This is a genomic window from Azospirillum tabaci (genome assembly GCF_014596085.1).
GTDB lineage: Bacteria > Pseudomonadota > Alphaproteobacteria > Azospirillales > Azospirillaceae > Azospirillum > Azospirillum tabaci.
Window position 1 is genome coordinate 46,063 of the sequence record NZ_JACCJY010000034.1, and the last position, 20,171, is coordinate 66,233.

Genomic DNA, 20,171 nt, shown 5'->3' on the forward strand with positions numbered 1-20,171 from the left:
CAGCACCCTCACCCTTCCCACGCCTTCGGCGTGGGCCCCTTCCCTCTCCCGGGGCGGGAGAGGGAGCATTCAAGTTTCCTTACCCGGAGTCGCGATGACCCGCCTGATCCTGCGCAACCCGCTGGCCGCCCTGGTGTCGGTCCTGATCCTGTGCCTGCTGGGCGCGGTGTCGGTCTTCCGCATTCCGGTGCAGATGATCCCCGACATCAGCCCGCGCCGGATCATGGTGGAAACCAACTGGCCCGGCGCCACCCCGCAGGACGTCGAGCAGGAAATCCTGATCGAGCAGGAGAAATACCTGCGCGCCATCCCCGGCCTCGTCCGCCTCTCCTCCGGCGCCGAGTTCGGCGGCGGTCAGGTGGAGTTGGAATTCCCCTCCGGCACCTCCGTCGACGAGGCGCTGATCCACATCGACAACGCGCTGTCGCAGGTCACCGACTATCCGGAGACGGTGGACCGCCCGCGCATCGTCGCCGAATCCGCGACGGCGGAGCCCTTCCTGTTCTTTGGCGTCGAACGGCTGGACGGCTCTACCGACGCGGAATCCATCCAGCGCGAGACCAACTGGATCGAGAACGTCCTGCGCCCGCGGCTGGAGCGTGTGGCCGGCGTGGCGAAGGCCGAGGTGATCGGCGGGGCCGCGCAGGAGATCCACATCCTGCTCGACCCGCTGAAGCTGTCCGCCCGGAACCTGAATGTGGGGACGGTGCGCGACGCCGTCCGGGCGCGCAACCGCGACGTATCCGGCGGCGACCGTGACTTCGGCAAGCGGCGCTATTTCCTGCGCACCATCGGGCGCTTTTCCGACCTGGAGGATCTGGCCGACCTGATCGTCGCGCGCGAGAACAGCACGGCCATCCGCCTGCGCGACGTCGGATCGGTGACCATGGCGACGAAAGAGGCGCGCAGCGTCGCCTTCGCCGACGGGCGCCCCACCCTGCTCGTCACCATCGGCAAACGGGCCGGCGCCAACGTCATCGCCGTCAAGGACGCGGTGACCGAGGCGGTGGAGGAGCTGAACCGCCACGCCCTGAAGGAGCGCGGTCTGTCCATGCGGCTGCTGTCGGAGGACGTGCGCTACATGGAACGGTCCATCGACAATGTGCTGAGCAACCTGATCGCCGGCAGCGTGCTGGCCGCGGTGGTGCTTCTGCTGTTCCTGCGCTCCGTCCCGGCGACCGCGGCGGCGGCGGCGAGCATACCGGTCTGCACGCTGGCGACCCTGCTGGTCCTGGCGGCGGCCGGGCGCAGCATCAACGTGATCTCGCTGTCCGGCGTCGCCTTCGCCATCGGCATGACGCTGGACAACAGCGTGGTCGCGCTGGACGCCATCGCCCGCCACCTGCGCATGGGCAAATCGCGCGCCGCCGCGACCGAAGACGGCATCGCCGAGGTGTGGCCGGCGATCCTGTCCTCGACTCTCACCACCGTCCTGGTTTTCCTGCCGGTGCTCTTCATCACGGCGGAGGCCGGGCAGCTCTATTCCGACATCGCCATCGCCATCACCGGCGCCGTCGTGATGTCGATGTTCGCCGCCCTGGTTCTGGTTCCGGTGGTCGCCGGGCGCTGGTCGGTGGCGTCCCCGGCAGGAAAGTCTCCGCAGAAGGAGGGCGCGTTGGGTGTGGCGGTGCGCTGGATGCTGCGCAGCGCCCGGCGGGAGCTGGCGATCCTCGCCGTCTCCGCCGCGGCCATGGTGGCCGTCATGCTCACCATGGTGCCGCCCGCCGAATATCTGCCGGAGGGCGAGGAGGCCACCGTCTTCAGCTTCATGTCCGCCCCGCCCGGCTACAGCATGGAGTCGATGCAGGAGGTCTGGCGGCAGATCGACCCGCTGCTGAGCCGTCAAGTGGGCGCGGCAAGCACCGACGCCGAGACCGGCATTCCGCCGCTGCGGGTCAATCTGAGCTTCATCCGGCCCGGCTTTATCCGCTTCGTGACGGAGCCGGTGGATCCCGCCGACACCGACGCGCTGATCGCCAACGTCACCAAGCGGATGCGGGCGATTCCCGGCATGCGCGGCTTCGCCGCGCGCGGGTCGATCTTCTCCGGCAACAGCGGCGGCGCCCGTGCCATCCGGCTGGAGCTGAGCGGCGGCGACCTGACCACGCTCTACGCCACGGCGCTGACGGTGCTCGACCGCGCGGGCGACCTGTTCCCCGACGGGCAGGTCAACAGCGACCCCTCCCCGCCCACGCTGGCCATGTCGCAGCCCTTCTTGGAGCTGCACCCGAACTGGGAGCGCGCGGGCGAGATGGGCATCGGGCTGGCCGAGCTGGGCTACACGCTGCGCGCCTATTCGGACGGCGCCTTCGCCGACGAGTATCTGCTGAATGACGAGACGTTGGACATTTATCTGCGGCTGGCCGGGGGCCTGGGCCGCGACCGCCAGAGCTTCGCCGATCTGGTGCTCCACACCGGCCGCGGCGCCCCGGTGCCGCTCTCCAGCCTCGCCGAGCTTAGGGAAACCGTGGGTTCCTCCAGCATCGCGCGGATCGACGGGTTCCGGACGGTCACCCTGACCATCATCCCGCCGAGGTCGGAGGCGCTGGAATCCGGCATCGCCGCGGTGCGGACCGATCTGGTGGACCGGTTGCGCGCCGAGGGCGTGATCCCCGACGGGATGAGCACCCGCATCACCGGGGCCGGCGGGTCCCTGGACGAGCTGCGCTCCTCCCTGGCCGGCGGATTCCTGCTGGCGCTCGCCATCACCTATCTGGTTCTGGTCGCTGTCTTCTCGCACTGGGGCTATCCGCTGATCATCATGGCGGTGGTGCCCACGGGGATCGGCGGCGGGCTGGTCGGGTTGTGGCTCTACAACCTCGTCGCCGGCCTGTCCGGAGGCTTCGGCCCGCCCCAGCCCTTCGACGTGCTGACCATGATGGGCTTCCTGGTGCTGGTCGGGACGGTGGTGAACAACCCGATCCTGATCGTTGAGCAGGCCGCCGTGAACCGACGGGCGCACGGCATGTCCGGGGCGGAGGCCATCGCCGACGCCTTGCAGAGCCGACTGCGCCCCATCCTGATCACCACGGTGACGACCGTCGCCGGCCTGATCCCGATGGTCGCGGTGTCCAGCGCCGGGACGGAGCTGTACCGCGGGCTGGGGCTGGTTGTGCTGTGCGGCCTTCTCATCTCCAGTCTGGTGACGGTGACGGTCCTGCCCGTGGTGCTGTCGCTGGTCTTCCGCCTGTCCGACCGGCTGAACGCCCTTGCGCACGTCCGGAGGGTGGCAGGGGCGGGCGACTGAGTCCGAACGCGAGAGAAACATATTCGGTAATGCAAAAAATACTTGCGACCCTCGAAGCATAATCCTATATTGCGAATAATAATCATTCGCATATATATGCGAACGCGATCCGCGGTCCCGGCAGAAAGCCGGCGGCGATTCCCGCGCCCGCCCGGACCTTCGAACGGCGCGCATTTTTCCGACCATGTCAACGTCGTCCGCGCTGGCGGATGGACAGTGGAGGCTCGTGTTTCCATGGACGTTCTACCCCTGCCCGCCGGGGAGCGGCCGCTCGGCGGCCGTTCCGACCCGGAATTCGCCTTCGCCTCACGCGGCCGCGTCCTGAGAGCCTACGGCGTGGACGAGCGGCTGGACGTGGCTCTCGACGACCGCAGCTTTGCCGATGGCCGGTGGGAGGAGGCCCTGGACCGCGCTTTCCGCCGCCGCAAGGCCCAGGGTGTCGAGAATCCCATCCTGGTCGGCACCGTCCCCTTCGACGGACGCCAGCACGCCCGCCTGTTCATCCCCAAGCACTGCGATCACGAGGACGCCGGCCGCATCGCCGCCGACCCCGACCCCGTCGCGCTGACCGCCATCGAGGAAACGGTGGGGCGCGGCGCCTTCGAAGCGGCGGTGGCCCAGGCCATCGGTCTGTTTCGCGACACAGCTTTGAAAAAGGTCGTGCTGTCGCGTCCGCTCGACGTAGAAGCGCGCGAGTCCTTCGCACCAGGGCGCCTGCTGCGGGCCTTGCTGCGGCAGAATCCCGGAGCCTACGTCTTCGCGGCCCCGGTCGCCTACGGACAGACTCTGGTTGGGGCGAGCCCGGAGCTGCTGATCCGCAAGACCGGGCGGACCGTGGTCAGCAACCCGCTGGCCGGTTCCGCCCCGCGCAGCCCGTCCGCCGAGGTGGAGCGCCAGCGCTCCGCCGCCCTGCTCGCGTCCACGAAGGACCGGACGGAACACCGGTACGTCGTCGATGCGGTGCGCGCGGCGCTCGCCCCCCATTGCAACCCGTTGTCCGTGCCGGACGCCCCCAGCGTGATCCGCACCCCGACCATGCTGCACCTGTCCACCGAGCTGACCGGCGAACTGGCCGATCCCGCGGTTTCGTCGCTGCGGCTCGCCCACGCGCTGCACCCGACGCCAGCGATCTGCGGCACGCCGACCGACCTCGCCCGCGACGCCATCGACCGGCTGGAGGGCTACGCCCGCAACTGGTACGGCGGCATGGTCGGCTGGATGGACAGCAGGGGCAACGGCGAATGGGCGCTGTCCATCCGCTGCGGGCTGGTCCAGGGGCGGCGGCTGCGCCTCTACGCCGGGGCCGGCATCGTCGCGGACTCCGACCCCGCGGCGGAGTGGGAGGAGACGGCGGCGAAGCTGACCACCATGCTGAACCTGTTCGGCGTCGGCTCCGCCCTGCCCTCCAACGCGGACGTGCCGGTGGAGCTGGCGTCGTGACCATTCCCTTCACGCCCTGGCCCGCCGAGTTTGTCGAGCGCTACCGCGCCAAGGGCTACTGGACCGGCGACCCGCTGACCGACGTGATCGACCGCCACCGGGGCGCGGCGGCGGGGGCCACCGCGATCCTCTGCGGGGAACGCCGGTTCCGCTACGCCGACCTGCAGAGCCTGTCGCTCCGTCTGGCGGCGGCCTTCCGCGCCCGCGGCCTGCGGCCCGGCGACACCGCGCTGGTCCGGCTGCCCAACCGAGCGGAATTCTATCTGGTCTTCTTCGCCCTGCTGCGCTGCGGGGTGGTGCCGGTCAACGCGCTGAACAGCCACGGCGCTTATGAGCTGACCGCCTACGCGCGCCAGATCGCGCCGGCGCTGGCCGTGCTGCCGGCGGCGGACGAAGCTTTGGTCGCTTTGATGGCGCAGGCGGTCGGGCCGGAACGGCTGCTCCTGCTCGGCGCTCCGTCCGACGACGGGATCGGCGGCTTCGCCTGGGCCGACGGCGGCGCGCTGGCGGAGGACGCAGCCGGGCCGGCCCCTGTCGCCGATCCGTCCGGCGCGGCCTTCTTCCAGCTGTCCGGCGGCAGCACCGGCACGCCGAAGCTGATCCCGCGCACCCACGACGACTATCTCTACAGCGTCCGCCGCAGCGCCGAGATCTGTGGGCTGGACGGGTCCTGCCGCTTCCTCTGCGCCCTGCCGGCGCCGCACAACTTCACGCTCAGCTCGCCCGGCGCGCTCGGCGTGTTCCACGCCGGCGGCACGGTGGTGATGGCCGGCGACCCCAGCCCCGCGACCTGTTTCCCGTTGATCGCGCGCCACCGCGTCACCTGGGCCGCGCTGGTTCCGCCGATGCTGTCGGTCTGGCTGGAGACCGCCGGCGGCGCTGAGGATCTGTCCAGCCTGGAGGTCGTCCAGATCGGCGGCGCCAAGCTCAGCCCCGCCGTCGCCGAGCGGGTGCCGGAGGGGCTGGGCTGCCGCCTTCAACAGGTATTCGGGATGGCGGAAGGACTGGTGAACTACACGCGGCTCGACGACGATCCCTGGACGGTGGTCAACACCCAGGGCCGCCCGATGAGCCCCGACGACGAGATCCGCATCCTCGACGCCGCCGGGCACCCGGTCCCGCCCGGCGCGGTGGGGGAGCTGTGGACCCGCGGTCCCTACACCTTCCGCGGCTATTACAAGGCCGACGCGCACAACGCCCGCGTCTTCGACGCCGAGGGTTTCTATTGCAGCGGCGATCTGGTCAGCCTGGCGCCGGGCGGCAACCTCGTCGTCTGCGGGCGCAACAAGGACCAGATCAACCGCGGCGGTGAGAAGATCGACGCGCAGGAGGTCGAAGACCTGCTGGCCGCCCACCCCGCGGTGAGCCACGCCGCCGTCGTCGCCATGCCCGACGCGCTGATGGGCGAGCGGTCCTGCGCCTTCGTCATCGCCCCGCCCGGCACCAGGCCGTCGGAGCTGCGCCGCTTCCTGCGCGGCCAGGGGCTGGCCGACTTCAAGCTGCCCGACCGCTTCGTCTTCGTCCCGGACCTCCCCAAGACTGCCGTCGGCAAGATCGACAAACAGACCCTGCGCGAGCGTGCGCGCAAAGACAACGCCTCCATGGAAATGACCGCATCATGACCATCCGATCCATCGCCCCCTACGCCCTGCCCACCGCCGCGGAACTGCCGCAGGACAAGGTGTCCTGGAGCGTCGACCCCGCCCGCGCGGTCCTGCTGATCCACGACATGCAGGACTATTTCGTCGGCTTCTACGGCGCGGCGAACCCGGCCATCGTCAGTTGCATCGACCGGATCGTCCGGCTGAAGCGCCATCTGAAGGCGCTGGGCGTGCCGGTGGTCTACACGGCCCAGCCGCCGGTGCAGTCCGACGCCGACCGCGGCCTGCTGAACGACCTGTGGGGGCCGGGCCTGACGGCCAAGCCGGACCTCGCGGGCATCGTCGCCCCGCTGGCCCCGGACGCCGACGACCAAGTGTTGACCAAATGGCGCTACAGCGCCTTCTTCCGCGCCCCGCTGGCCGAAATCATGGCGGAGGCCGGCCGCGACCAGCTCCTGATCTGCGGGATCTACGCGCACATCGGCGTGATGCAGACGGCGTTGGACGCCTTCATGCGCGGCATCAAGCCCTTCCTGGTCGCCGACGCCATCGCCGACTTCTCGCGCGAGGATCACATGATGGCGCTGCGCTACGTCGCGCGCAACGCCGGGCGGACAATCCATTCCGACAGCCTGCTGGCGGCCCCCGCGGCGGTGCTGAGCAAGGAGGGGCTGCGGCGCATCCTCCTCGCCTCCCTGGATGAGGTGCCGGGGGACGACGACAACCTGATGGATTTCGGTTTGGATTCCATCGCGGTGATGCAGGTGGTGGACCGCTGGAAGGCCGCGGGCGTCGAGGTCGGCTTCGCCGAGCTGGCCGCGCAGCCGAGCATCAACGGCTGGTGGGCGCTGATCGAGCCCCGTCTGGCCGCTTCCGGGCGCGTGGCGGCATGACGGACTTCGCGGGCCGGACCGTCTGGGTGACCGGCGCCGGGCAAGGCATCGGGCGGGCCGTGGCCGACCTGTTCCACGCCCGCGGCGCCATCGTCGTCGCCTTCGACCGCCACTGGAACGACGGCGGGGAGCGGCCCTACCGCGCCGTGACGCTGGACATCGCCGACGCCGACGCGGTCGCCGGAACCTGCGAGGCCTTGTTCGCCGAGGGCACGCGGATCGACGCGCTGGCCAACGTCGCCGGCATCCTGCGCATGGGACCGGTGGAGACGACGACCGACGCCGACTGGCGCGACAGCTTCGCCGTCAACGTGGCCGGTCCCTTCCACATGATGCGGGCGGTGATCCCGGCCTTCAAAAGCGGCGGGAGCGGCGGCGCCATCGTCAGCGTGTCGTCCAACGCCGCCCATGTGCCGCGGATCGGCATGGCCGCCTACGGCGCGTCGAAGGCCGCGCTGACCAGCCTGACCATGACGGTGGGGCTGGAGCTGGCGCCCTACGGCGTGCGCTGCAACGTCGTCTCGCCCGGCTCCACCGACACGCCGATGCAGCGTGCGCTGTGGAGCGGGCCGGACGGCGCGGCGAAGACCATCCAGGGCAATCCCGGCCAGCACAAGCTCGGCATTCCGCTCGGCAAGCTCGCCACGCCGCGGGACGTGGCGGAGACGGTGGTTTTCCTCGCCTCCCCCGCCGCTGGCCACATCACCCTGGCCGACCTGCTGGTGGACGGTGGGGCGACGCTCGGGCGCTGATCCTTTCATTTCCAGGAATCATCATGACCAACGACCAGTACGTGAATCCCTTCGACGACGAACGTCACGATTTTCTGGCTCTGATGAACGCTGCCGGCCAGTTCAGCCTGTGGCCGTGCTTCGCCGCGGTGCCGGAGGGCTGGACGGCGGTCTTCGGCCCCGCCGGGCGCGCCGCCTGCCTCGACCACATCGAGGCCGCCTGGACCGACCTCACCCCCGCCGCCGCCTGACAGCTTTTCAAAGCACTCACGAGGACAGGGCCATGCGCATCATCCCCCTGCTGGGCACGCAACTGGGCATTTGGCTGGCGGATCAGGTCGCGGCCCGGAAGAACGCCTATGTCATCGCCCACGCCATCGAGCTGAACGGCGCCGTCGACGCCGCGCTCCTGTCCCAGGCCATCCGCGACGGGCTGGCGGAGGCCGACACGGTGACCGCGCGCTTCGCCGAACGGGACGGCAGCGTCGTCCAGATTCTGGGCGACGGTGCGGTGGCGGAGCCGGAGCGCGTGGACCTGAGCACCGCCACCGATCCGGAGGCTGCGGCACGCGCCGTCATGGCCGACGATCTGGCCGGCGACCTGCCCGCCGATGGCGACCGCCCGCTGTGCCGCCAGATCCTGTTCGACATCACCGGGGCGGACGGGGCGCCGCGTTGGATCTGGTACCAGCGCTATCACCACATCATGCTGGACGGCTACAGCTTCAACGCGCTGACCCGCCGCATCGCGGAGTTGTACGGCGCGGCGATCAAAGGCCGGGCGCCGGCCCCCTGCCCCTTCGTCTCCGTCGCCGCGGTGGCGGGGGAGGAGGCGGCCTATCTCGCCTCCGACGCCTTGGCCCGCGACCGTGCCTATTGGAGCGGGCTGTGCCGGGACTTTCCGGCGCCGCTGACCCTCTCGTTGCAGGGCGCCAAGCCGACCGAGCAGCAGGCCACGTCGGAGGTGGTGGCCCACACCGCCGCCCTGCCCGACCCTCTGGCCCGCGCGCTGACTCAACTGGCGGAGCGAGCCGGCGTATCGGTTGCCGATCTGGCGATGGCCGGGATCGCCGTCTATCTGCACCGGCTGTCCGGCAATTCCCGCCCGGTGGTGGGCGTGCCTTTCATGCGGCGCATGGGCTCCGCCGCCGTCCATGCGGTGGCGCCGGTGGTCAATGTGCTGCCGGTGCGCATCGACCTGACCGGCGCCGGCACGCTGGGCGAGGCCGCCGGTCGGGTGCGGGCCGCGCTGCGGGAGGCGCGCCGGCACCAGCGCTACGACGCGGAGCGCATCCCCCGCGACCTCGGACAGGTTGGGACGGGAAAGGCGCTCTACGGTCCGGTGGTCAATTATCGCCTGTTCGATTACGACCTCAACTTCGCGGGTGTGAAGGCGATCACCCACCATCTGGCGACCGGCCCGGTGGACGACTTCGAGTTCGGACTGATGACCCGCGGCGGCGGCATCGCGTTGGAGCTGCGCGCCGACCGCACCCGCTACGACGCCGCTGAACTGGCCCGCCACGCCCGGCGCCTGACCCGGCTGCTCGCCGCCGCGGTGACCGGTGCTCCGCTGGACGGCCTGCCGGTGATGGACGACGATGAGGGTGCAGCCATCGCCGCCTGGTCCAGCGGTCCCGTCTTCGCCGCTCCGGAGCGCCCGGCGACCCTGGTGGAGGTTCTGGACCGCCAGTCCGCCGAGACGCCGGCGGCGACGGCGCTGGTGTTCGGCGACACCCGCATCCCCTTCGCGGAGCTGTCGGGCGCGGTGTCGCGGCTGGCCCGGTTGTTGATCGCGCGCGGCGTCGGTCCCGGCGACGTGGTGGCGGTGGCGGTTCCGCGCTCCGCCGACGCGGTGGTCGCCATGCTGGCGGTTCTGGCGAGCGGCGCCACCCATCTGCCGCTGGACCTCGACTATCCCAGCGAACGGCTGACGATGATGTGCGAGGACGCCGGGCCGCGCTGCGCGCTGACCTGGACCTCGGTGGCGGGACGGTTGCCCGCCGGGCTGGAGGCGCTCTGCCTGGACGACGCCGACCTGCTGGCCGCCTGCGCCGCCCTGCCCGGCGGATCCGTCGCGGCGGCGGAGCGCAAGGCGCCCCTGACGCCGGCCCACATCGCGACCATCATCTTCACCTCCGGTTCCACCGGGCGCCCGAAGGGGGTGATGAACACCCACGGCGCGCTTCTGAACCTGCTGCTGTCGCACACGGCGACGGTCTATGGGCCGGCGCTGGAGGCCGTCCGACGGCGCCACGGTTCGCGCGCCCTCAGGGCCGCCCACACCCATTCCTTCGCCTTCGATTCCTCCTGGCTGCAAATCTTCTGGATGCTGCTGGGGCAGGAGCTTCACGTCTTCGACGAGGAGATGCGGCGCGACGCCCACGCCCTGGTGCGGGAGGTGCGGAGCCGGCGCATCGACGCCATGGACCTCCCGCCCTCCTTCTGCGCGCAGATGCTGGCCTGCGGCCTGATGGAACCGGGCCACCACCAGCCGACGCTGATCCTGATCGGCGGCGAGGCGGCTTCCCCCGCCCTGTGGGCGGACCTCCGCGGCCACGCGGATCTGATGGCGGTGAACCTTTACGGCCCGACCGAGAACACGGTGGACACGCTGCGCGCCCCCGTCACCGCGGCGGAGCGGCCGGTGGTCGGGCGGCCGGTCGGCAATGTGCGGGTGCATGTGCTGGACACCCGGCTGCGCCCGGTGCCGGTCGGCGCCGTCGGCGAGCTGTACATCGGCGGCGCCGGTCTGGCGGCGGGCTATGTGGACCGGCCGGGGCTGACCGCCCAGCGCTTCGTCGCCAATCCCTTCAGCACGGGCCCCTTCGGCACGGGCGGGCGGCTCTACCGCACCGGCGATCTGGTGCGCTGGACCGGCGACGGGCAGATCGACTTCATCGGACGCTCCGACCACCAGATCAAGGTCCGCGGCTACCGCATCGAAATCCCGGAGGTGGAGGCCGCCCTGCACCGCCTGCCCGGCGTGTCGGGTGCGCTGGTGGTGGCGGAGGCGGTGAACGGCAGCCACCGGCTGATCGCCTACTGCACCCTGGCCGAAGGGTCGGATCGGACGGCCCGTGACCTGCTGCATGGCTTGCGCGAGCGGCTGCCCGACTACATGGTGCCCTCGGCGCTGGTGGTGCTGGACGCCTTTCCGCTGACCGTCAACGGCAAGGTGGACCGGGCGCGCCTGCCCGCCCCGGCGGCGGAGAGCGGCGGTGCGGCTCCCGCCACCCCCGGGGAGGCGCTGCTCTGCCGCGCCATGGCGAAGGTTCTACAGGTGCCGATGGTCGGCGCCGACGCCGATTTCTTCGCGCTCGGCGGCGACAGCATCAGCGCCATCGCGCTGGGCAGCGCGCTGCGCGCCCACGGGTTCGAGCTGCGCCCCCGCGATGTCTTCGCCGGACGCGACCCGCGACGCATGGCGCTCGCTCTGAAGGCGCTGGTTCCGGAAAACCGGACCGTCACCGCGCCGCCCGCCGTCGATCCGACGACGCTGGAGGCCCGTCATGGCCCGGTCGCGGCGGCGGTGCCGCTGCTGCCCTTGCAGAAGGGCATGCTGTTCCAGAGCCAGCTGGGCGGAAAGGCCAGCGCCTACAACGCCTTCACCGCGCTCGACCTCGACGGGCCACTGGACGCGGAGCGGCTGGGACGGGCCTTCGACGCGGTGCTGCGCCGCCACCCGCAGCTTGCCGGGCTGTTCGACCATGACGGGCGCGGCGAGCCGCTGCTGGTCATCCCCGCCCTGCCGGACGACGGCGCCGGGCTGTGGCCCATCGAGCACCACGACCTGTCGGACGAAGCGCCGGAGGCCCGCGCTACGGAACTGGCCCGCATCGAGGCCGCGGCGGCGGAGCGCGCCAACCCGACCGACCGTTTTCTGGGTCTGGTGAAGGCCATCCTCGTCCGCACCGCGCCCGACCGCCATCGGCTGCTGATCGCCGTGCATCATCTGGTGGTCGACGGCTGGTCCACGCCGCTGCTGCTGCGCGACCTGCTGACCGCCTACGCGCAGGACCCCGACGCGCTGACGCCCCTGGCCGCCGGCTATCCGGCGGTGGTCAACGGCCTGCTGGCCCGCGACCGGTCCGCGAGCCGGGCCGCCTGGGGCGCGGCGCTGGCCGGGGCCACCCCGACCGTCCTGTTCGACCCGGCCCGGTCCGGCGGCGACACGCCGATGCAGGAGGCGGAGCTGGCCCTGCCGGCGGAGCTGACCGACGCCCTGCTCTCCCGGCTGCGGGCGGAGGGGCTGACCCTGAACGCGCTGATGCAGGCGGTGTGGGGGCTTGTGCTGAGCAATCTGGCGGGGCGCGACGACGTGCTGTTCGGCACGCCGGTCTCCGGACGCTCCGCCGCCGTTCCCGGCCTGGAGGAGCAGGTCGGCCTGTTCCTGAACACGGTGCCGGTGCGGGTGGCGCTGGACCCGGCGCGGCCGCTGTGGGAGCAGCTTCCGGCCGTCCAGGAACGCCACATCGCCCTGATGGAGCATGACGGTCTGGGCCTGCCGGAACTCCAAGCGATGGCGGGCGGCGCCGCTCTGTTCGACACGCTGCTGGTCGTGGAAAACTACCCGGACAGCGGATACGAGTCCCTCGACCTCGGCGGCGTCCGCGTTTCCGGCGTCCACAACCGCGGCTACAGCCACTACCCGCTCGCCCTGCTGGTCCTGCCGGGCCGGGAACTGACCCTGCTGGTGGAGAACCGCAGCGCGGTGCCCGACGCGGCGGCGCTGGCGGAGCGGGTCCGCGGCCTGCTGACCACGCTGATCGGCTATCCCGAGACGCCCGTGGCCGCCCTGCCGACCCTGACCGAGACGGAGCGGCGGCACCTCGCCGCGGTGAACGCCACCGCGCGGGCGGTGCCCCGGACCACGCTGCGCGACCTCCTCGTCGCGCAGGCGGCGCGCACGCCGGACGCCGTCGCCCTGGTCGACGAGCGGGAGAGCCTGACCTTCCGCGACGTTCGAGGGCGGGTGACCGCTTTGGCCGAGCGGCTGCAGGCCCTGGGCGTGCGCCCCGGCGACGTGGTGGCGGTGGGCGTGCCGCGCTCCGCATCCCTCAGCCTGTCGATCCTCGCGGTCATCGAGGCAGGGGCGGCCTATCTGCCGCTCGACCTCGGCTACCCGGCGGAGCGGCTGGCCTTCATGCTGTCCGATGCCCACCCGCGCGTCCTGATGACCGACGCGGCCTCGCGCCCGCTGTTCGGCGCCGCGGTGCCGGTGCTGTTCGTCGATGAGGACGGCGGGACGGTGGATGAAGCGCCTGTGCTCGCGGACGGGCTGACTCCGGAGCACCCGGCCACTGAGCACCCGGCCTACATCATCTACACCAGCGGCACCACCGGACGGCCGAAGGGCGTGGCGGTGTCGCACGGCGCCATCGTCAACCGCATCCTGTGGATGCAGAACGAGTATCCCCTGGGGCCGGACGACGCGATCCTGCAAAAGACGCCCTGCGGGTTCGACGTGTCGGTGTGGGAGTTCTTCTGGTCCTTCCTGGTCGGGGCACGGCTGGTCATGGCGCCGCCCGAGGCCCACCGCGACCCGGCGGCGCTGGTCCGGCTGATCGAGGATCACCGCGTCACCGCGATCCACTTCGTGCCGTCGATGCTGGCTCTGTTCACCGCCAGCGTGATCGAAATCCACGGCCCCGATGCTCCGGTCTGCACCAGCCTGACCCGCGTCTTCTGCAGCGGCGAAGCGCTGGGGCGGGGCCTGTCGCGCGCCTTCACCGACCGCTTCGGCGCGGCGCTGCACAACCTCTACGGCCCGACCGAGGCGGCGGTGGACGTCACCTATTGCCCGGCGTCCGGCGCCTGGATCGAGGGGGACGGCGGCGTTCCCATCGGCCGGCCGGTGTGGAACACGCAGCTCCGCATTCTCGATCACGCGCTGCGCCCGGTGCCGCCGGGCGCGGTGGGGGAGCTGTATCTGTGCGGCGACCAGCTCGCCATCGGCTATCTCGGACGGCCCGGCCTGACCGCGTCGCGCTTCGTCGCCGACCCCTTCGATCCGGGGCGGCGCATGTACCGCACGGGCGACCTCGCCCGCTGGCTGCCGGACGGTTCGGTCGAGTATCTGGGCCGCACCGACCATCAGGTGAAGATCCGCGGCCAGCGCATCGAGCTGGGCGAGATCGAGAGCGCCCTCGCGGTCCAGCCCGGCGTGGCCCAGGCGGCGGTGACCGCCGTGGCGCTGAGCGACGGCGGGTCCGAGCCGGGCATGGACCGGCGCCAGCTCGTTGCTTACCTCGTTCCAGCGGCGGGCCACGCGCTGGACGAGGCGGCCATCCGCGACGCCCTGCGGGACACGCTGCCGCCGCACATGCTGCCCGCCGCCTATGTGACGCTGGACGCCCTCCCCCTGTCGCCGAACGGCAAGCTGGACCGCAAGGCCCTGCCCCTGCCCGCGGTGGGCGCCCAGGCGGCCTCGCCGGGCCGTCCACCGGCGCCGGGGCTGGAAAGCCGGCTGGCGGTCCTCTTCGCCGAACTGCTGGACCTGGAGCGGATCGGTGCGGACGACGACTTCTTCGCCATCGGCGGTCACTCCCTGCTGGCGATGCGGCTGGCGGCGCGCATCCGCCGCGACCTCGGGCAGCCGGTGGCGGTCAGCCAGATCATGGTCGCCCCCACCGTCGCCCGGCTGGCCGCCCTGCTGGCCGAGGCGGGCGAGCGTGACGAGCCGGAGAATCTGGGATTCGCCCCGGTGATCCGGCTGCGCGACGGGTCGGGGCCGCCGCTGATCTGCCTCTATCCGGGGTCCGGCCTGTCCTGGCAGTACAGCGTCCTGTCGCGTTACCTAAGCGGAGACCGGCCCATCGTCGGGCTGCAATCGCCGCGCCCCAACGGCCCGCTGGCGCTCAGCGCCGACCTCGACGAGCTGTGCAACCGCCAGCTCGCCATCCTGCGCGAGGTGCAGCCGCAAGGCCCCTACCATCTGCTGGGCTATTCGCTGGGCGGCACGGTCGCCTACGGCTTGGCGGTGCGGCTGCGGCGGATGGGGGAGCGGGTGGACTTCCTCGGCCTGCTCGACACCTACCCGGCGGAGGCGCACGACTGGAGCGGACTCGGCCGCACCGACGCCGATCAGGCGGCCGAGCGGGAGCAGGAACAGTTCCTCACCGACGCCCTGGCCGACGTGATGGACGAGGCGCTGCGGCGGGAGAAGGTGGAGATGTTCGGCCACATCTTCGGCAACTACAAGGACGCCGTCCGGGTTCTCTCGAAGGCCTGCACCCCCGTTTACGACGGCGAACTGACGCTGTTCGTGGCGGAGAAGTCGATCCCCCCGGACATCGACCCCGAGGGAAGCTGGACGGGCCGGGTCGGACGCCTGTCGGTCCACCGCCTGTCCCATTGCTCGCACGAGGACATCATCGCCCCGGCGTCCCTGCGGATCGTCGGTCCCCTGCTCGACCGGGTAATCATGGGGACGGCGGCCGACGCGGAGCCGGTCCGTGCCGCGGTGGGCGGATGAGAAAGGAAGGGCGATTGAAGCGCCTGAGGCTCGTGGGAATGGTGATGATGCTTCTGAACGCCTGCGCGGGGGTGCCGGACGGCCCCCCGTTGGTTCTCGACGTTCCCGTGTCCGGCACGGAGCGCAGCGCCGTCCATCCTTTGGACCTCGACGACGGCGATTATGTGGAAGGCGTGCTCGATTCGGGAACGGACGCGGCGGAGCTGCGGCTGATCGACCGCGAAGGACGCCCTATCCGACTGCTGCTGAACGGCACGGCGGGGCGGGAAGTCTTCCGCTTCGTCGCCGGGCCCGGCATGGCGGCGCTGCGGGTCACGCTGCGCGGGGACGGCGGCTATCGACTGGCGCTGACCCGCCGCATCGCCGTGGCGGACCAGCATCCCGTCCTTCAGGGGCATCTCAGCCCGACCATCGCCGCTCTGGCGGAAACGGTGAGGCGCGGCGGCGGGACCGATGCCTTCTGGCAGGACATCGCCCGGCGCGGCACGCCGTTGGTGGAACCGTTGACGGGCGCGCCGGGATCGGACCGGGTCACGATGACGTTCCTGGCGCGGGGCGCGCGCCACAATGTGCGCCTGCTGGGCGGTCCGACCTCCAACCATGAAAATCTCGACCGGCTCGGCGGAAGCGACGTCTGGTACAAGAGCTTCGTCGTTCCCGCCTCCACCCGCCTGTCCTACCAGATCGCGCCGGACGTGCCGGACTTCCCCGGAACCTGCCGCGAATGCCGGATGGCGATCCTGGCGCGGCTTCAGGCCGATCCGCTGAACCACAACCCTTGGCCGGTCGCCGCTCCCGACCCCTACAATCAGGTCTCCCTGGTTGAACTGCCCGGCGCCCCGCCCCAGCCTGGACTGGAAGGCGGCTGGGCCGAGCCGGCGGGACGGCTCGTCCTCGAACGGTTCGCCAGCCGCATTCTCGGCAACACGCGCGACGTCGCGGTCTATGCGCCGCCCGGCGTCGATCCGGCGGGGAAGGATGCGGTTCTGTTGATTCTGTTCGACGGGCCGGACTATCTGGACCGGCGCGCGCCGGTTCCAACCATGCTCGACCGGCTGACCGGCGATGGCCGCCTGCCGCCGACCGTCGCCGTCTTCATCGCCAACCCCTCCGCCGCGGCGCGGGAACGCGAACTGCCGGCCAATCCCGCTTTCGCCGCGATGCTCGCCGACGAGCTTCTTCCCTGGTTGAATGAGCGGATGGGCATCCGGTCCCGGCCCGACCGCACGGTTCTGGCCGGGTCAAGCTATGGCGGGCTGGCGGCGGTGTCCGCGGCGTTGGCCCATCCGGACCGCTTCGGAAACGCGCTTTCGATGTCCGGCTCCTTCTGGTGGCACCCGGCCGAGGCGCCGCCGGACCGCCCGGAGCATATGGCCGGCCTGGTGGCGTCGCGTGAACGCCGCCCGGTGCGTTTTTTCCTCAGCGCGGGCTTGTTTGAAACCGGAGGCGATGGCGACATCGGCATCCTGGAAAGCTCACGCCACCTGCGGGACGTGCTGGAGGCCAAGGGCTACGAGGTGACCCACCGCGACTATGCCGCCGGGCACGACCTGTTCGCTTGGCGCGGTGCGCTGGGCGACGGATTGCTCACACTGTTCGGGCGCTGAGGCGACAGCTCCGTTGTGGCTGTGCGGTGCGGCGTCGCAAATCGCGCGCACGGCCAAGCGCTGGCCGATCAGAAGCGGAACCCGCGGTTGAGCAGCCAGCCGAGCGGACCGGTGAACACCAAGGGTCGGTCCTGCACCAGCAGGCACAGGCACTCTCCGTCCGCATCGGCCACGGCGTGGTGCGGCGTGTGGGTCTCGTAGGACGCAACGTCGCCGACCCGGTAGGCCCCGAATTCGTCGGAGAAGCCGCCCTTCATCACCAGCAGCATCTCGCTGTCGGTGTGGCGGTGGGCCGGAACCCGCGCTCCGGACGCCATGCGCAGCAGACAGGCCGAGGCCGTTCCGGCACTGACCGCCCAGGCGGACAGATGGACACCCGGAACGACGCGCACCCACTCCAGCGCCTCCGGTTCCGCACCGATGGCGCGGCGCAGCGGGCCGGGAAACACGCTCCTTCCGGCTGGTGCAGCGACGGGAGACGACGGGGCCGCAGTCTCGCCCAGCCGGGTCATGAGGGTGCCGAACAGGGTGTCGGATACCGGCTCCGGCGGCAGATCCGCCAGCAGGACACCGCCGCAGGCCTCCAGCTCCGCGACCTGCGCCCGGCAGTCCGGGCAATAGGCGAGGTGCGCGGCGACCAGCAGCGACTGCACTTCGCGCAGGCTGCCAGCGGCGTAGTCGAGAAGCAGTTCGGGGGCGGGATGATGGGCCGGCACGGTCACGCCCCTTCCCCGAATGCCCGGCGCAGGCGAACGAGGGCCAGCCGCAAGCGGGTCTTCACGGTACCCAGGGGAATGCCGCGTTCGGCGGAGATTTCCGCATGAACCTTGTCCTCGTAATAGGCGAGCCGCAGCACGTCGGCCTGCTCCGGCGGCAGGTTGCCGATCACCGCGCGCAGGCGGAAGGCCGTCTCGGCCGCTTCGAACTGGTGGTCGGGCGTGGGCTCCTCCCCACCCTCCGACATCAGGTCATCGGGCTGAAGCTCGGGCCGCCGCTCCTGCCGGACACGGTCGATCCGGCGGTTGCGGGCGATGGTGTAGATCCAGGTGGAGGCGCTGGCCAGCGCCGGGTCGAAGCGGTCCGCCCGCAGCCACACCGCCATCATGACGTCCTGGACCAGCTCCTCGGCCGCGCTGCTGTCGGCCCCCAGCCGGCGCATGTAGGCCTTGATCCGCGGCGCGAAATGGTCGAACAGCGCGCGGAAGGCGGTGGAATCGCGGTTGCGGGCAACGGCAAGCAGCAGTTGCTCGTGGTCCGGCATGGTCGGGTCGTTCGAATCGGCCTTCGGCAGCATGCCAGGGACAAGTCTTCGGTCGGTCAGCGTTGTGCCGCACCATACAACAGCGTGTGCCGCGGCACACGGCGTAATTCGGCATAGGATCAGCGTCGTGCGTATGGGCAGGGCATCCCCCAACTGGATTCCCTGGTATGGTGCCCCCACCTGATGCTAGGTCCGCGACGCCCTCCGCCGGGCGCCCCACCAAGCCCCCATCAAGCCCCCATCAAGAAGGAAGAAGGCATGAGCCTCGAACCGAACTTTGAACATCTGCGGGCCAGGGCCGTGGAGTCGCTGTTCCACCATCTGGCGGACGCCTGCGTCGGGCTGATCGTGGTCGACCAGCACGCGCGGATCGCCTGGATCGGCGACCGCTATCTGGAGCTGTTGGGCTATTCCGGCAACCCGAACGACGCGCTGGGCCGCCCGGTCGAGGAGGTCATTCCCAACAGCCAGATGCGCCACGTGGTGGAGAGCGGGCAGACCATGCTGCTCGACCTCATGGACATCGGGGAACGGACGATCGTGGTGACCCGCCTGCCGCTGCGCGAGGAGGACGGAACGCTGATCGGGGCCATCGGCTTCGCCCTGTTCGACCGGGCCGACCGGCTGCGTCCGCTGATGTCGAAGTACCAGAAGCTTCAGGAGGAGCTGACCCGCACCCGGCAGGAGCTGGCGCAGGAGCGGCGCGCGAAATACTCCCTGTCGCAGATGATCGGCAACAGCGATTCCATGCGCGAGGTGAAGCGCCTGGCCCGCCGCGCCGCTCAGCTCGACAGCACCGTCCTGCTGCTGGGCGAGACCGGCACCGGCAAGGAGCTGCTGGCCCACGGCATCCACGCCGCCAGCCCACGCGCCGGGGCGCCCTTCGTCGGGGTGAACGTCGCGGCGATCCCGGAGAACCTCCTGGAATCGGAGCTGTTCGGCGTCGCCCCCGGCGCCTACACCGGCGCCGACCGCAAGATGCGCGAAGGGAAATTCCAACTGGCGGACGGCGGTACCCTGTTCCTGGACGAGATCGGCGACATGCCGCTGCCGCTCCAGGCCAAGCTTCTGCGCGTGCTGCAGGAGCGCGAGTTCGAGGCGGTCGGCTCCAACAAGGTGGTGCGTGTCGATCTGCGTGTCATCGCGGCGACCAGCCGCGATCTCGACGCGCTGGTCCGCGAGCGGCAGTTCCGCGCCGACCTCTATTACCGTCTGAACGTGGTTCCGATCACCCTGCCGCCGCTGCGCGACCGGACGGAGGACATCGGCAGCATCGCCGATCGCATCCTGGACGAGCTGGCCTTCACAACCGCCGCCCCGTCGCGGGAGCTGACCGCCGGGGCCATCGCCGTGCTGGAGGATTACGACTGGCCAGGCAACGTGCGGGAGCTGCGCAACGTGCTGGAGCGGGTGTCGGCCATGACCGACGACGCGGCCCTGACCGCCGAGCACATCCGTGCCGCCCTGCCGCGCGCGGCGGTTCGCTCCGGTTCGGGCGATCGCCCGGCGGAGGGTGGTGACCGTCCTTTGAGCGACGTGCTGAAGGACACGGAACGCGCGGCCATCGTCGGCGCCCTGTCGCGCACCGGCGGGGTGAAGGCGAAGGCCGCCAAGCTGCTGGGGATTTCGCGCGCCTCGCTCTACGAGCGGATGCAGGCGCTGGGAATCAAGGAGGACGCGCAGGGGGCGGTGTAAAAGCCCTTCTCCCCTCTGGGGAGAAGGGTATGGGATGAGGGGGCGGCCGCAAGGCCAGAAATGCGCTGCAATGAGGCTGTGTTGACGCCCTGACGGGCACCCCCTCACCCTAACCCTCTCCCCAGAGGGGAGAGGGGACTTTCAGGGACTCAATGCGCGCCGTGGAAGGTGCGGCTGATGACGTCCATCTGCTGCTCGCGGGTCAGCTTGATGAAGTTC

The 20,171-nt window shown here is 70.9% G+C and carries 11 protein-coding genes; 9 read left to right on the plus strand and 2 right to left on the minus strand.

What is annotated here, in order from left to right; all coding sequences use genetic code 11:
- Window positions 1–94: 94 nt before the first annotated feature.
- From H0B54_RS24675 to H0B54_RS24710, 8 genes are all read left to right on the plus strand, one after another.
- Window positions 95–3,247 carry an efflux RND transporter permease subunit gene (locus H0B54_RS24675; RefSeq protein ID WP_188262517.1) on the plus strand — a complete coding sequence of 1,051 codons (3,153 nt, stop codon included), beginning with the start codon at window positions 95–97 and terminating at the stop codon, window positions 3,245–3,247.
- Between the two features lie 234 nt (window positions 3,248–3,481).
- On the plus strand, window positions 3,482–4,687 hold the full coding sequence (locus H0B54_RS24680) for an isochorismate synthase (protein WP_188262518.1): 1,206 nt from the start codon (window positions 3,482–3,484) through the stop codon (window positions 4,685–4,687).
- Window positions 4,684–6,309: a (2,3-dihydroxybenzoyl)adenylate synthase gene (locus H0B54_RS24685; protein ID WP_188262519.1), complete on the plus strand. Its 1,626-nt coding sequence runs from the start codon at window positions 4,684–4,686 to the stop codon at window positions 6,307–6,309. Before H0B54_RS24680 ends, H0B54_RS24685 begins: the two co-directional genes overlap by 4 nt.
- The gene (locus H0B54_RS24690) at window positions 6,306–7,181 is read left to right on the plus strand and encodes an isochorismatase family protein (protein ID WP_188262520.1); all 876 of its coding nucleotides are present in this window, start codon (window positions 6,306–6,308) and stop codon (window positions 7,179–7,181) included. The genes H0B54_RS24685 and H0B54_RS24690 overlap by 4 nt, the downstream gene beginning before the upstream one ends.
- Window positions 7,178–7,933 (plus strand): 2,3-dihydro-2,3-dihydroxybenzoate dehydrogenase, encoded by a 756-nt coding sequence (dhbA, locus tag H0B54_RS24695; RefSeq protein ID WP_188262521.1) that lies wholly within the window; start codon window positions 7,178–7,180, stop codon window positions 7,931–7,933. The genes H0B54_RS24690 and dhbA overlap by 4 nt, the downstream gene beginning before the upstream one ends.
- A gap of 23 nt (window positions 7,934–7,956) precedes the next feature.
- On the plus strand, window positions 7,957–8,163 hold the full coding sequence (locus tag H0B54_RS24700) for an MbtH family protein (RefSeq protein ID WP_188262522.1): 207 nt from the start codon (window positions 7,957–7,959) through the stop codon (window positions 8,161–8,163).
- Window positions 8,164–8,195: 32 nt separating this feature from the next.
- A complete protein-coding gene (locus H0B54_RS24705; RefSeq protein WP_188262523.1) occupies window positions 8,196–15,389 on the plus strand; it encodes a non-ribosomal peptide synthetase in 7,194 nt (2,397 codons plus the stop codon).
- Window positions 15,390–15,403: 14 nt separating this feature from the next.
- Entirely contained in the window at window positions 15,404–16,996 is a 1,593-nt protein-coding gene (locus H0B54_RS24710) for an alpha/beta hydrolase-fold protein (RefSeq protein WP_246472775.1), read from the plus strand.
- 68 nt (window positions 16,997–17,064) lie between these two features.
- On the opposite strand, the gene H0B54_RS24715 is transcribed toward H0B54_RS24710, so the two are convergent.
- A complete protein-coding gene (locus H0B54_RS24715; protein WP_188262524.1) occupies window positions 17,065–17,718 on the minus strand; it encodes a ChrR family anti-sigma-E factor in 654 nt (217 codons plus the stop codon).
- Window positions 17,715–18,290 (minus strand): sigma-70 family RNA polymerase sigma factor, encoded by a 576-nt coding sequence (locus H0B54_RS24720; protein ID WP_188262525.1) that lies wholly within the window; start codon window positions 18,288–18,290, stop codon window positions 17,715–17,717. Before H0B54_RS24720 ends, H0B54_RS24715 begins: the two co-directional genes overlap by 4 nt.
- Before the next feature lie 225 nt (window positions 18,291–18,515).
- Here H0B54_RS24720 and H0B54_RS24725 point away from each other — a divergent pair, with 225 nt between their 5' ends.
- The gene (locus H0B54_RS24725; RefSeq protein WP_188262526.1) at window positions 18,516–19,952 is read left to right on the plus strand and encodes a sigma-54 interaction domain-containing protein; all 1,437 of its coding nucleotides are present in this window, start codon (window positions 18,516–18,518) and stop codon (window positions 19,950–19,952) included.
- The last annotated feature ends 219 nt before the right edge of the window (window positions 19,953–20,171 follow it).

Coding starts and splice junctions, on each gene's coding strand:
- H0B54_RS24675 (WP_188262517.1), top strand. CDS start 95: ATGACCCGCCTGATCCTGCGCAACCCGCTGGCCGCCCTGGTGTCGGTC.
- H0B54_RS24680 (WP_188262518.1), top strand. CDS start 3,482: ATGGACGTTCTACCCCTGCCCGCCGGGGAGCGGCCGCTCGGCGGCCGT.
- H0B54_RS24690 (WP_188262520.1), top strand. CDS start 6,306: ATGACCATCCGATCCATCGCCCCCTACGCCCTGCCCACCGCCGCGGAA.
- dhbA (WP_188262521.1), top strand. CDS start 7,178: ATGACGGACTTCGCGGGCCGGACCGTCTGGGTGACCGGCGCCGGGCAA.
- H0B54_RS24700 (WP_188262522.1), top strand. CDS start 7,957: ATGACCAACGACCAGTACGTGAATCCCTTCGACGACGAACGTCACGAT.
- H0B54_RS24705 (WP_188262523.1), top strand. CDS start 8,196: ATGCGCATCATCCCCCTGCTGGGCACGCAACTGGGCATTTGGCTGGCG.
- H0B54_RS24720 (WP_188262525.1), bottom strand. CDS start 18,290: ATGCTGCCGAAGGCCGATTCGAACGACCCGACCATGCCGGACCACGAG.
- H0B54_RS24725 (WP_188262526.1), top strand. CDS start 18,516: ATGAGCCTCGAACCGAACTTTGAACATCTGCGGGCCAGGGCCGTGGAG.